The organism is Stenotrophomonas nitritireducens (assembly GCF_001700965.1).
Lineage (GTDB): Bacteria > Pseudomonadota > Gammaproteobacteria > Xanthomonadales > Xanthomonadaceae > Stenotrophomonas > Stenotrophomonas nitritireducens_A.
Genome location: NZ_CP016756.1, coordinates 1,953,869 through 1,966,954 on the forward strand (window position 1 = coordinate 1,953,869; position 13,086 = coordinate 1,966,954).

At 60.3% G+C, this 13,086-nt stretch carries 11 protein-coding genes and 1 pseudogene; 8 read left to right on the top strand and 4 right to left on the bottom strand.

Annotated features, from left to right (window positions below; translation table 11 throughout):
- Positions 1-346: 346 nt before the first annotated feature.
- Positions 347-964, bottom strand: coding sequence for a cation transporter (locus tag BCV67_RS08265; RefSeq protein ID WP_014159605.1), 618 nt, complete (start codon positions 962-964; stop codon positions 347-349).
- Between the two features lie 105 nt (positions 965-1,069).
- On the opposite strand from BCV67_RS08265, the gene BCV67_RS08270 reads away from it, so the two are divergent.
- From BCV67_RS08270 to BCV67_RS08305, 8 genes and pseudogenes are all read left to right on the top strand, one after another.
- The gene (locus tag BCV67_RS08270; protein ID WP_014159604.1) at positions 1,070-1,483 is read left to right on the top strand and encodes a MerR family transcriptional regulator; all 414 of its coding nucleotides are present in this window, start codon (positions 1,070-1,072) and stop codon (positions 1,481-1,483) included.
- A complete protein-coding gene (locus BCV67_RS08275) occupies positions 1,480-2,751 on the top strand; it encodes a site-specific integrase (protein ID WP_082746536.1) in 1,272 nt (423 codons plus the stop codon). Before BCV67_RS08270 ends, BCV67_RS08275 begins: the two co-directional genes overlap by 4 nt.
- A 23-nt stretch (positions 2,752-2,774) precedes the next feature.
- Positions 2,775-5,768: pseudogene (locus tag BCV67_RS08280) on the top strand (Tn3 family transposase).
- Positions 5,769-5,873: 105 nt separating this feature from the next.
- The gene (locus BCV67_RS08285; protein WP_082746675.1) at positions 5,874-6,617 is read left to right on the top strand and encodes a PLP-dependent aminotransferase family protein; all 744 of its coding nucleotides are present in this window, start codon (positions 5,874-5,876) and stop codon (positions 6,615-6,617) included.
- 401 nt (positions 6,618-7,018) lie between these two features.
- Positions 7,019-8,026, top strand: coding sequence for a hypothetical protein (locus BCV67_RS08290; RefSeq protein ID WP_156455936.1), 1,008 nt, complete (start codon positions 7,019-7,021; stop codon positions 8,024-8,026).
- 73 nt (positions 8,027-8,099) lie between these two features.
- A complete protein-coding gene (locus BCV67_RS08295) occupies positions 8,100-8,474 on the top strand; it encodes a helix-turn-helix transcriptional regulator (protein ID WP_062171266.1) in 375 nt (124 codons plus the stop codon).
- Between the two features lie 11 nt (positions 8,475-8,485).
- Positions 8,486-8,779: a hypothetical protein gene (locus BCV67_RS08300; protein WP_062171265.1), complete on the top strand. Its 294-nt coding sequence runs from the start codon at positions 8,486-8,488 to the stop codon at positions 8,777-8,779.
- On the top strand, positions 8,779-10,242 hold the full coding sequence (locus BCV67_RS08305) for a YfjI family protein (protein WP_062171263.1): 1,464 nt from the start codon (positions 8,779-8,781) through the stop codon (positions 10,240-10,242). Before BCV67_RS08300 ends, BCV67_RS08305 begins: the two co-directional genes overlap by 1 nt.
- Before the next feature lie 174 nt (positions 10,243-10,416).
- Here the strand turns inward: BCV67_RS08305 and BCV67_RS08310 are convergent, their stop codons facing one another.
- The 3 genes from BCV67_RS08310 to BCV67_RS08320 form a co-directional block, all read right to left on the bottom strand.
- Positions 10,417-11,142, bottom strand: a complete 726-nt coding sequence (locus BCV67_RS08310) for a MobA/MobL family protein (RefSeq protein WP_062171262.1) — start codon at positions 11,140-11,142, stop codon at positions 10,417-10,419.
- 251 nt (positions 11,143-11,393) lie between these two features.
- Entirely contained in the window at positions 11,394-12,017 is a 624-nt protein-coding gene (locus BCV67_RS08315; RefSeq protein WP_062171259.1) for a hypothetical protein, read from the bottom strand.
- A 90-nt stretch (positions 12,018-12,107) separates the two neighbouring features.
- Positions 12,108-13,061: a toxin-antitoxin system YwqK family antitoxin gene (locus BCV67_RS08320; RefSeq protein ID WP_062171257.1), complete on the bottom strand. Its 954-nt coding sequence runs from the start codon at positions 13,059-13,061 to the stop codon at positions 12,108-12,110.
- Between the last annotated feature and the right edge of the window lie 25 nt (positions 13,062-13,086).

Below are 13,086 nucleotides of genomic sequence, written 5' to 3' on the forward strand. Positions count from 1 at the left end.
AGAGCGTAGCGCTTGGCATGGATGACAATGGAAGGCACGTGTGGCTAGGACTGATACATTTGAGGCCGGAAAGATACCTTGGGTCCCGCTCATCAGCAAGCTGACGCTTATTCATCAATCTCGCGGGCTCGAGTGGCCTCTGCGAGTCAGGTGGCCAGGCAAAAGCTGGCGCGGGAAATTGACGGAATCCGGCATCCGAAGAACAGAAAGTTAACGTTTTGCCTGAGCTTCCGCACGGTCACGCAGATTGAGCTGCGACGGATTAGGTCGGGGGCCAGCTGCGCCACGTGACAGTGCCGGGTTCAAGCGCAGCCGCCAGAGTCCGAGCTCAGTCGGCCAAGCCTGGTCATGCAGCCGTCTTGCGCGCGTCGGCACCTGCCCGGCGGGCATCACCTAAAATCTCGAAGGCTTCCTTGATCACATACAGGCCGATCAGGGCGCCGATCACGAAATCCGGGTACGGGCTGGCCAGCCACCACACCAACAGACCGGCCAGGATCACCCCAACATTGGCGACCACATCGGCCCGCGTGAACAGCCACGTCGCTCGCAGATGCACTTCGCCGGACTTTAGCGGTGCCAGCATGCGCAGCACCGCCATATTGACCGCCAGCGACAGCAGGGCGGTGCCAATCATCCAGCCGCTGACCGGCTCGGCGCCGTACATCACCCGGCGGCCCACCTCAACCAACACGCCCACACCCAGCACAAGCAGCACGCTGCCGCTGACCCAAGCGGCATTGGCCTTGAAGCGCGCCGTGCGCCCGATAGCGACCAGGCCAATGGCATAGGCGGTGGCATCGGACAGCATGTCCAGAGCGTCGGCCAGCAGGCCAGTGGAATGGGCAATCCAGCCGGCGATGCCGCCGATCACGGCCATCGCCGCGTTCAACGCTAGGGCGATCCAGAGGACGCGCCGCTCCTGCGCATTCTTGGCCTCGTGGTGGCAGCCGCAATCACTCATCGGAACATCTCCAGTCGCAGGGAAGCCGGGCCCGGGCGGGTCGCTGGCATGACACAGCAGGTGAGTGTAAAGTCCGTAGCTACTACGGAGTCAAGCGTACTACGAATGAAAATCAGTGAGGCTGCCGACGCCAGTGGATGCCACCTGGAGACGATCCGCTATTACGAGCGGATCGGCCTGTTGCCGCGCCCGGGGCGCTCGGGCAATGGCTACCGGGTCTATGGCCCGGCCGACATCGAGCGGCTGCGCTTCATTGCGCGCGGCCGGGACCTAGGCTTCAGCCTGGAGGAGGTCCGCAGCCTGCTGCAGCTGGCCGGCGATGAGGAGCTTTCGTGCGGGGACGTGGACCGGCTGGCACGCAGCCATCTGACCGACGTGCGGGCGCGCATGGCCGACCTGGAGCGCATGGCCACCGAGTTGGAACGGGTGATTGCCAGTTGCCACGGTGGGCAGCGGGCTGAATGCACCATCCTGTCGACCCTGCGGCAGCCGGTCGCTGTGGAGGCCACGCGCCAGTGACCGAACTGGACCGCTACCTCGATGCAGCCACGCGCCAGAACACGGTGCGCAGCTATGCGTCGGCGCTGCGGCACTTCGAGGTTGAATGGCAAGGCCACCTCCCAGCGACACCGGACAGCGTGGCGCGGTACCTGGCCGCGTATGCGCAGACCCTAGCCGCCAGCACGCTTCGCCACCGGCTGGCCGCCATTGCCTCTTGGCACCGCGACCACGGCTTTGTCGACCCGACCCGGTCGCCGCTGGTGCGCAAGGTGCTCAAAGGCATCCAGACCCTGCACCCGGGCCAGGTCAAGCAAGCCGCGCCGCTGCAGATTCGGCGGCTGGTCGAGCTCGATGACTGGTTGGCTGCCGCGATCGCGGCGGCGCATGCCCGGGGCGACGGAGCGGCGGCGCTGCGCCATCAACGCGACCGAGCGTTGGTGCTGCTCGGATTCTGGCGGGGCTTCCGTGGCGATGAACTGCTGCGTCTGGACGTGGCCCATCTCACGCTGGTGCCGGGACAGGGGATGACCTGTTTCCTGCCGCGCAGCAAGGGCGACCGCCAGGCCGCCGGCGTCACCTACAAGGTGCCGGCGTTGTCGCGGTTGTGCCCGGTGGAGGCGACCCAGGTGTGGCTGCAGGCGGCCGACCTGCACGAAGGGCCGGTGTTTCGGGAGGTTAACCAATGGGGCCAGGTGAGCGCCGAGGGCCTGCATCCCAACAGCTTGGTGCGCCTGCTACGCGAGTTGCTGACCAGTGCCGGCTTTGCCGATGCGGGGCTCCACAGCAGCCATTCGTTGCGCCGCGGCTTTGCCAGCTGGGCCAACGACCAAGGCTGGGACATGAAGGCGCTGATGGAGTACGTGGGCTGGCGCGATGTGCAGTCGGCCATGCGCTATCTGGACGGGCGTGACCCCTTTGCCCGTGACCGCATTGAAGCAAGCCTGCCCAGTCCAACCGCGCCGGTACCGGCGATGGCACTGCCGGCGCCCGAGGGCAAACCGGCCTTGCAGCTGCGCCTGCGCATGGTGCTGACCCCGTTTGCCCGCACGGGCCGCGGCGCGGCCAAGGCCCGAGGCCGGATCGAAGAGATCTGCTTGGCCCCGTTCCAGGCTGTGCGCCTGAACACTGCCAGCAGCGAGTACCAGTTGACTGTTCCCACCGATCCCGACCGGGATCTGGATGAAATCCTGGCCACGTTGCTCGATGACATGCACCGCATGGCCGATACGCACCAGTGTTTCCTGGAAGCGTCTCTCAATACAGACGACGGCCGGCACTGGGATTGATCCCCTCATAACCTCCGGATCCAATGGCTACCCTTCACGAGACCGCCTACCCGCGACTGAAGCCTGATCCCACCGCCAAGGAACTGGAGGAGATCTATACCCCCACCGCCGCTGAGATTGCATTCGCCAAGCAGCTGACCACCCAGCCGGGACCGCAGCTGGCGGTACTGATTCATCTCAAGCTCTTCCAGCGCCTGGGTTACTTCACGGTGTTAGCCGAAGTGCCCGAGCGGATCCGGAAGCACATCGCCAAGGCCGCCCGACTCGGGCGCGTATTGGACACCGACCAGCTCGAACGTTACGACGCTTCCGGTAGCCAGCGCCGCCATATGCCGCAGCTTCGGCAGTTCATCGGGGTACATCCCCTGGACAAATCAGGCTTGGCCTGGCTGGACACGGTGGCCACCGGAGCAGCCCAGACCAAGCACACCATCCCGGACATCGTGAACGTCCTGCTCGAAGAGCTGGTGCACCACCGCTACGAACTGCCAGGCTTCCGCACCCTGGAGCTGGCCGCCATCGGCGCACGTGAGCGGGTCAATCTGGGCTACTACCGCAGCATCAGTCACGCGCTGACGCCTGCCACGCGCACGCTCATTGACGAATTGCTGCGCGCACCGGAAGGCTCCAGATTTACTGGCTGGCAATCGCTCAAGCGCGAGCCTGGCCGACCGACCAACAAGGAGGTCCGGTTCTATCTGCAGCACATCCGCATGCTGCAGCAGTTGGCCGAGCAGCTGCCTCCCATCGATGTGCCGGTGCCCAAGCTCAAGCAATTCCGTGCAATGGCTCGCGCCTATGACGCCAGCGAGTTAGCCGAACTGGCTCCGGACAAGCGCTATGCGTTGGCCACCATCTTCATTCGCGCCCAGCATGCCAAGACGCTGGATGACGCAGCCGAGCTGTTCATCAAGCAGGTGCGCGGGCTGGAGAACACGGCCCAGCAAAAGCTGCTGGCCTACCAGCTCGAACATGCCAAGCGGGCCGACTTCCTGATCGGCCAGCTCAAGGAAATCCTGCAGGCCTATCAGCTCGACGGCAGCGATAGTCAGCGCGTGGATGCCATCGATAACAGTCTGGAAGCGGAAGTGTCGACCTTGTTGGCCGAATGCGAAGAACATATGGCATACGCAGGAAAGAACTATCTGCCTTTCATGCTGCAACCCTACGGCGCGGTCAGGCCGCTGCTGTTCAATGGGCTGGAGCTGATGAACTTGCGGGCAACCAGCCACGATGCCGGCATGGAGCCGTTGATTGCAGCGGTGCTGTCGCTGCGCAACCAACGCCGTGAGCTGATCGAGGTCGCATCCCTCGGCCTGGACCCGGAAAAGGACTTCGATTGGATGTCCAAGCTCTGGCGTCAGCACGTGTTTGGCAAGCGGGCCAGCGCGGCAGGCGCCGGCTGGATGCACCGTAAGTACTTCGAGCTGGCCGTGCTGGTGCAGGTCAAGGACGAACTGAAGTCGGGAGATCTCTTCATCCCGAGCAGCGAACGATTTGACGACTACCGCGAGCAGCTGGTCGATGAAGCCACCTTGGCCCAGGAACTGGAAGCCTATGGCCAGGTGTCAGGCTTGCCCACCGACGCTGCGACTTTCGTGGCCGGGTTGCGCGCACAACTGACCGACTTGGCCGACGAAGTTGACGAGCGTTTCCCCGAGAATGTTCATGCGGACATTCTGGAAGGACGCCTGGTACTGCGGAAGGGGCAACGCGCCGAGGTCTCAAGCGCCATTGCCACCGTGGACCGCCTCATCGCCGAACGGCTCCCGGAGTCCAGCATCGTCGATGTCCTGATCGACGCCAGCCAATGGCTGGATCTGCACCGATTCTTCCGTCCGATCGCCGGCACCGAGAGCCAGGTTGAAGATCTCCCTCGACGGGTGATCACCACGCTGTTTTGCTATGGCTGCAACTTGGGTCCGACGCAGACGGCGCGGTCGATCAAGGGCTTCAGCCGGCGCCAGGTTGCTTGGCTGAACCTGAAATACGTGACCGAGGATGTGCTTGAGAAGGCCATCGTAGAGGTCATCAATACCTACAATAAATTCGACCTCCCGGGCTATTGGGGCAGCGGGAAAAGCGCCTCAGCAGATGGCACCAAATGGAGCGTCTACGAGGACAACCTGCTGTCGGAGTACCACATCCGCTACGGCGGCTACGGCGGCATCGGCTACTAACATGTGTCCGACAAATACGTGGCGCTGTTCAGCCATTTCATTCCCTGTGGTGTGCACGAGGGCATCTACATCCTCGACGGCCTGCTGGCCAACACTTCCGACATCCAGCCTGAGATCGTCCATGGCGACACGCAGGCCCAAAGCTACCCAGTCTTCGGTTTGGCCCACATGCTGGGCATCCAGCTGATGCCCAGGATACGAAACATCAAGGATCTGACATTCTTCCGGCCCGAACCTGGCAGGACCTATAAGAATATCCAGGCACTGTTCGGAGACAGCATCGACTGGCAACTGATCGCGACGCATCTCCACGACATGCTGCGGGTAGTGATCTCGATCCGATTGGGGAAGATCACCGCGTCCTCGATCCTGCGCCGGCTGGGCACCTACAGCCGGAAGAACAAGCTGTACTTCGCCTTCCGGGAACTTGGCAAGGCCGTCCGAACGCTGTTCTTGCTGCGCTACATCGATGACAACGAGATTCGCAAAACGATCCATGCTGCGACCAACAAGAGCGAGGAATACAACGGCTTCGTGAAGTGGGTCTTCTTTGGCAGCCAAGGGATCATTGCTGAGAACGTCCAACACGAGCAGCGCAAGATCATCAAGTACAGCCAGCTGGTGGCCAACATGATCATCCTCCACAACGTGGAACGCATGAGCCGGACCTTGGCCGTAATGCAGAAGGAGGGGATTGAACTGACGCCCGAGATTCTGGCCGGCCTGTCGCCTTACCGGACCAGCCACATCAATCGCTTCGGCGACTACCACTTGGATCTTGAAAGGGAAGTGGCGCCGCTGAGCTATACAGCGAAAGTCCTTGAACAGGCCCCATAGACGGGGACATCCGCCATCGGGACAAGACAATTATCATTGCGTTTCAATCGCTTAGGTGGCATTTGGCCCTGTACGTAACGATTCCCTGCCGACCCTCCGCATGGACTGCAGGTCGACCGCCTGCTCGAGGCCAGCCTGCAGCCCGGCGGCGCTGCACGCGCTGTGTTCCTAACGCCCTCGCACCAGTTCCCGACCGGCGCGACGCTGCCGCTGGACCGGCGCCTGGCCATCATCGAATGGGCCAGGGCGCACGACAGCTGGATCATTGAGGACGACTACGACAGCGAGTTTCATTACGCAGGCAAACCGACTGCCTGCGTACAAGGGCTCGATCCATACGAGCGCACCCTCTACATCGGCACCTTCACCAAATCACTATTTCCCGGTCTTCGCATCGGCTACATGGTGCTTCCACCGCCACTGATCGCGCCAATGACCGCCGCGCGCACCCTGCTTGATGGCCACAGCGCCCCCATTCCCCAACTCACGCTCGCGCGCTTCATCGAGGGCGGCCACTTCGGAGCCCATGTGCGCAGCATGCGCGCGGTATATGCAGAACGAAGGGACGTGCTAGCAGAGCTGGTCCAACAACACCTGTCCGAATTCATGGAGCCCCGCGTGCCGGCCGGCGGCATGCAGATGCCCTGCGTCTTCGTCCGCGACCTGTCCGAAGCCGACGCCGTGGACGCCGCACAGCGGGCAGGCATCGACCTGCTCGGCCTAAGCACGTTATCCAAATCGGACGCCCCTACGCCGGGCTTTCTGATGGGCTTCGCTGCCCACGCCCCGACCGAGCTCGAAGCGGGAGTCAAGACGCTGGCGAAGGTGATACGCGGGCTGCGTCGTTGAGTCTTGGAGGGACTCCAATCGAGTGCACTTTCCATTCTTTCCCTGAGCCCTTACTGCTGTTTTCGTTCTGTCGGCCGCCTTCAAACTAAAGCGATTTAGAATTCCGTTCGCATCAAAAATTTGCACACGCTCGCTTCTGGCTTCCGCAAACTTTCCGGCGTGCTCAATTTGAAGTCAGTACAGCGAAATTTCGGGGCACAACAAGGGGCCGCAAAAGCCGCCGATGGCTAGAGCAAGAACCAGCGCAACGTCAATTCCCCAAAATGATGAACTTTAAAAATCGCCTTTCTCGCTACATTAGCTTCTGAGTCAGCGAGAAGCTCGCATTAACGTGTCAACTGCAATTAACAGTGCAAAGCAGCAATTCATTCAAGGAAGAGTCTATGCCTATCGAAAATTTAGTGAGCACCCTTTCCCCCAAGACTTCGGTCGCTTGGCGAATGTACCCCTCGGACCAACCCCTGGTTCCAACATCACCGAGACCATGCAACCGTCATCCAACTGGAACCTATGACAGCGGCGAAAGACTGCCCACGACCGCCCTGTTGTTCGAGCGCTTACTCGCCAGAATCAGAAGCGCGCATGAGAACAGAAAGTTCGATCCTTGTCCTTTCTCAGAGCTATGGGAAAGAGCATGCAAGCAGCTAGCGAAGCACGGCAACGCTACCGACTTTGCAAACTGGAAGGTCCGGAACATCCTCAGGAACTCTAAGGCGTTCGCCGACCTCGATGACCAGATCGCTGAGGCATGGGCGGGCGTTCAACTCTCCCGTATCGAAGGAGAGGGGGCATATTACCGACGAGTCGCGTACTCGAAGCTGCAGCACCTTCAACTACAGCGCGACACTCTCAAGCCTAAAGCCACCATTGATGTGGACGATGCGCTAGACATTGCCATCGCCTTCTGGGTTGAAGCAAGGAACGCCTACAACGCTTCGGATGAAGCTCGGGCACTACACGCGCTTCTAGAGGGCAACTTCTACCTCGGCACGACCTACTCGCCCATTACCGAAGCAGAAGCACAGCGAGCGAGAGGCCAAAAGGGAATCAACACCACCCCTAGAGATGCGATCGTCGCCATAGCAGTGGAAGTAGTTAACTGCTACACAATCTCCAGAAACATCACTATTGCCGATGAGCTATGCGCCGTGATCGCAGATCAGATCGCGCACGACCCCAAGTACTCCGATGCAGTTGCGGCCTATAAAGACTGGAACAGTAAAGGCAGCGCCACCGTTTCATCCGTGAGCGAGCGCATGCACGAAATGCTCATGGCGCTGATAGAGAAGAAGCAGGGCGCTGGAGCGAGATCCGGGTTCAAGAAGGCATTCAAAGAGCTACATGAACGGACCAAGGCGTACGGGCTACCAAACAGGAAGAGAAAAGTAAAGAACCCCGCCGGCGGGTAAATTTTCGAATCAGGCCCAAACGGGCAACCTCCTTGCACCTCGCAGAGCACCGCGATCAACCAAGGAGAAACCCGTGTTGCACAACGCTACAACTGCTACCAGCAGCCGCCCCGCCGCTTCCCGTACTAAGGAAGCCAACCTCGCCGCAGCCAGCGCCGGCACGCTGTCTATCAGCAGCGAAACCATCGAACGTCTGGAGGCCATCCTCCAGACGTTCCAGCGCAGCCCCGTACTGGACCAGGCGATCCGCCTGCCCGAGGTGCTGTCGATCGTCGGCCTGTCTAAGAGCACCTGGTATGCCCGCCTCAATGCGCGCCTGCCGGCGTACGACGCCCGCGCTCCGAAGCCTTTCAAGCTCGGCACCTCCGACCGTTCGCCTACCGCGTGGTGGCGCTCGGAAGTGATGGCATACGTCCTGGCCTGCGCTGCCGCGCAGCCGGCGCACTGAGGGGAAGGCAGATGAATTCGGACAACAACCCCGTCGCGCATGCCGATGACCGCCTGCTGGAGCAGGCCGGCCGCTGCACCGATGCACTGAAAGCACTGCAGCCCAAGCAGCAGCACCAGAAGGCGCAGCTGTTCGCATTGCTGTACCCGACCATCGTGGAACTGCTGAACAAGCAGGTGAGCCAGAAGGCGATCCTGGAGGTGCTGGAAACCCAGGGCCTGAAGCTGCACCCCGCCCGTTTCAAGGAACTCATGGCAGCGCAGGCCGCCACCACCCACACCTCCAGCACCGACAAGGCACTCTAATGAACAAGCGTATCCCCACCTATCCGTTCCCGGTGAACGAGTTTTACAAGTCCGTGGCCCTGGCCATTGAGGAGACCATGGAGGCCATCCAGGCACCGGATGCCCTGGTTGCCACTTCGTTCCTGACTGGCATGTCGATCGCATGCCAGTCCGACGTCGATGTCATGCTTCCGCATGCAACCACGACGCCCTGTGCTCTGTATCTGGCAACGGTTGCCGACTCGGGCGAGCGCAAGACGGCCACGGACAAGCTTGTCATGAAGCCGATCTACGACTACGAGCGCTCGTATGCCAATGCGTACAAGGCTGCGGCGGAGCAGTACGAAGTCGATCACGGCTTCTGGGAGGTCGAGAGCAAGGCGATCAATCGCCTGATTACCAGCACCCTCGCAAAGGGTAATGACACCACCGAGTTGCGTCAGCGCTTTGCGATGCACAGGGCAGCCGAACCTGTGAAGCCGGCATGCAATCGCATGATTGTGCAGGACGCAACCGAGCGCGGCCTGATCAATGCGGTGCAGGGAGATGGCAAGTCCATCGCCATGCTCAGCGATGAGGGTGCAACGCTCCTGAAGAGCGGTGCATTCCGCAACTCGGCAACCCTGAACAAGCTGTGGGATGCCCCCTCAATGATCATGCTTGACCGCGCCGACGAGGTGGTCCAGGTCACGGATCCGCGCTTGACGCTCAGCTTCATGATCCAGGAGGACCTGTTCCAGGACTTTCTGAAGACGAAGAACAGCACGGCGCGTGCATCTGGCTTCCTCGCCCGCTTCGTGTTCTGCCATCCCGAGTCGACCCAGGGCTACCGTGCTGCCACTGAGCTGACCAACGAAGAGCCGGTGCACGGCGCTAACGTCCTGGCCTTCCACAAGCGCATGACCGCGCTCTTGGAAGCCCGAGACCAGCGCCATGCCAATGGCAACTACAGCAAGAAGGTGCTGCGCTTCTCGACCGATGCCAAGGCACTGTGGAAGGAGACCTACGACATGATCGAACCGCAGCTCGCAAAGGGCCGCGCCTACCACAGCATCCGTGATGCAGCCTCCAAGACCATGGAGATCGCCAGCCGTATCGCCGGCATCTTCCACCACTTTGAGGGTATCGAAGGTGAGGTGATCGAGCGTGCGACGCTGCAGCGCGCCATCAACGTCACGGGCTTCTATCACGATGAGTTCCGCGAGAAGTTCGGCGACCACAATGATCTTCCGCAGGACGAGAAGGACGCCCGGGCCTTGATGGAGTACATGCGCACGAAGTACTGGGTCCGCTGTCGTAAGTGGGCCTACCGCAATGACATTCGCAAGGATGGCCCTGTTCGCCATCAGTCACGCTTTGTTGCCGCACTGGACCTACTGGAGGAGGAGGATGTCATCCGCGTAGTACCTGAACGCCGCTACGGACGTGGCAAGCTCGTGATTGAGTTCAACCCCAACTTCTTTGATCGCCCCGGGGCGCTCTGACCTCAGTCGTCCGCACAGTAAAGGCCGCCCCTCATGGGGCGGCCTTTCTTTATTCTGGTGACCACCAGTGCGGAGCGGCCTCGGACTTTCACACAAAATGGGCGTGCACACGATGCGACAATGCCCCCGTTGGGGCAAAGTCGCACGGTTTTCCGGGCTCCCGCCCCACCATTCTCAAAGCTCCCCTCGCCCGCGCATGGCTTGCCTGGCCGTCACGTAGGCTAGCCGCTCGTCTCCGGACATCCCCCGAATCCGGAATGCTCCCAAGTGACGCTCGGCACGGCGTTCGATGCCCTGCTCTTTCAGTGTCCGGTGATCAACACGTTCCGCAATGCCATTGCGTTCCAAGTGCTCGTTGATGATCTTCGCAACCATGTAACGGCTTTCAATCACGCTCTCACTGACCTGCACGTTGGTTCTTCCGCACGCATCCTTCCTGCGTCCGCCCGCTTCAGGCCTGTCAGGGTTGTACCTGCGGAACATCTGCGACGCCGGTCGATCGATCCCATCCGGCATGCGATCTGAAATCATCAAGTGCAGGTGCAAGTTGATCCCCCCTTCGAGGGATGCCTCGGGTGCATGGACCGCGAACTGATAGGGCTTCGTACCTGCCAGGTAACAAGTGAGATCGTGCACTAGGTCCCTCGACCTGCTGCCGACAAGCTCATTTGGGAGCGCAATGATGAACTCCCTGTACGCGGCACCATTCATGCGCTCGTGTGCATCCGCTGCGGCCCAGAACGCTCGAACACTACCCTCTGCCCAAGAAGGTAAATTCCCATATCCAACGTCGACCAAGTCCTCCCGTGACCGATACCTTCCTTCGCGACGTATGTAGTCGCTATGCCCTACGGCTTTGCCCTTTGCGCCAGTCTTTAGCTGTAAATGGAAGATCTTCATGATTAACCTCTATGTCGGGAATGAAAAGGCCAGTGACGTTGGTCACTGGCCTCTGTGGGATGGCTTGAAAGCTACTTAGCCTGATGAGTTTGGAGAAACGGTAAGTGCGCGCTCTGCTTCCCCCCCTCCCTTCTATTGCATGTAGTGCACGTCATTGGGGGGAGTCATGTAAGTACTAATAGCCGGCTTCTCTCATACCTTATGCACCTAGGAGTAAGAAACTACTCATCCTGCTCCGAGCAGTAGTTCAATCAGTACGCTGCAGTGACAGGCTTAGCCTCAATCAACTTCCCGGTATGAAGAACGTAGCTCACATTCTTCTCCACCGAGGGACAGCAGGTGGCATCACCCGGTCCCTGTACCAGGATCTTCATGACAACCATCCCGCCCTGCACTGCGAACTCCTGAACTCCCTCCCCATACCCTGACACAGGCAGTGAGTCCGCATACGTCAAACCATTACCTTCTTTGAGGAAGACCGCCAGGTGCGTGGCGTAACCGTTACCGCCATCAGTGGCCTGCAGTACGAACAGCACGGCCTTGTCACTGAGACCGTCGCCATTGAGGTCACCCTCTGCGAAGCGCCTAGCTTCGACGTCTTCCTCTGACTGATTGAAGATGAAAGCATCTCGAGCCAGTGCATCATTGATGACACTCTCCACCGGAGCAGCTGCAGAGGGCTCCGCTGTGATCTGCGGCTCAGCTTGCGCAGGTGCGCAGCTAACCGCTTCTGCCTGCACGGGCGTCAAACCTGCCGGCACTTCGCATCCAGCAAGGTTGATGTCACCTGCCTGGGTGAGGGTCGATTCCTTCTTGCAGCCCACCAGCGCCAGTACGGCCCACACGGCGCCTACCAACATACCTACCTTCTTCATCGTCTCTCCTGAGATCCTTTGGCAAAAATCAAAACACGCGCACGCAGCGGGCGTGCATCGGCACGCCCGCTATGTACCCTCTTTACCCCGTCAGTTTCTTTTGTCCGATCCGTCACAGACCCAGCAGTCCGGATCCAGTCCGCGAGCGATCTTGTCGGCCCGGATGCTCTCCTGCTCCGCCTGGTACTTCGCTTCGCGCTGGGCCGGCGTCAGCAGGCGTACTGCGTTGTATCGTTTCTCCGCCTCTGTAAGCAGAACTTCCTGCTTGGGCGTCAGAGCGAAATCATCGCTTTGCGAAATTGAACGATGAAGCGCCCACATCTCCGGTTCGGTCAGGTATTCGGTGCCGTCTTGCAGATAGTGCGTCTGTGAGACCAGCTTTCCACCCTCGTACAGGCCCCGCTCCGAGACGGCTCCGTTCTCCTCCCAGTAGGCTTCCCACAGCCCTACAGGCACGCTGCCTTTGAAGTTGGCCTTTACCTTGACCTGGCCGTTCAAGTAGTAGCTGATCGCTTCTCCTTCCAGACCGTTGTTCACAGCCGTGGCCTGGTAGGAGAGCTGTCCAGGCTTCTCGGCGAAGTAGATCTTGATCGGCCCTTCCACGCGCCCGTTCTGCATCGTCAGGATGACGCCAGGACTCCCTGTCTTCGTATGGAACACGGTCTCGCCATCCAGACCGCCGTCAGTCCGCTTGCCTTCGTAGGCGACGACCTGTGACTGCGGATAGCGGCAGATGTACTGGCCGCCTACCAATCCTTCTTCCACATCCACATCGCAGACATAGTTCAAGTTGCCCAGCAGTGCGGTCATGCTGGTGGTCTGATTGGTATTGAGGTTCTGAAGGATGGTTCTCAGAGAGCCCAGGAGCGGTTCGAGCTGCTTGTGCGGTACACCGGTCACCCGTCCGTCAAAGGGTTCATTGGAGCCGGATTCATAGATCTTGCCGTTACTCAGCTCTGCGTTGCGCCAGTCCAGAACTGGTTTGCTGCAGCCACCAAGAAGAAGCGCAGCCAGCATGGCTGCAACGTAATTGATACTTTTCATGGAATTCCTTGTCTGTATGTTCGGG

What these genes read in the sequence shown, in the direction of transcription:
- BCV67_RS08265 (WP_014159605.1), bottom strand. Translation starts at nt 964, where the DNA reads ATGAGTGATTGCGGCTGCCACCACGAGGCCAAGAATGCGCAGGAGCGG.
- BCV67_RS08270 (WP_014159604.1), top strand. Translation starts at nt 1,070, where the DNA reads ATGAAAATCAGTGAGGCTGCCGACGCCAGTGGATGCCACCTGGAGACG.
- BCV67_RS08300 (WP_062171265.1), top strand. Translation starts at nt 8,486, where the DNA reads ATGAATTCGGACAACAACCCCGTCGCGCATGCCGATGACCGCCTGCTG.
- BCV67_RS08305 (WP_062171263.1), top strand. Translation starts at nt 8,779, where the DNA reads ATGAACAAGCGTATCCCCACCTATCCGTTCCCGGTGAACGAGTTTTAC.
- BCV67_RS08310 (WP_062171262.1), bottom strand. Translation starts at nt 11,142, where the DNA reads ATGAAGATCTTCCATTTACAGCTAAAGACTGGCGCAAAGGGCAAAGCC.
- BCV67_RS08315 (WP_062171259.1), bottom strand. Translation starts at nt 12,017, where the DNA reads ATGAAGAAGGTAGGTATGTTGGTAGGCGCCGTGTGGGCCGTACTGGCG.
- BCV67_RS08320 (WP_062171257.1), bottom strand. Translation starts at nt 13,061, where the DNA reads ATGAAAAGTATCAATTACGTTGCAGCCATGCTGGCTGCGCTTCTTCTT.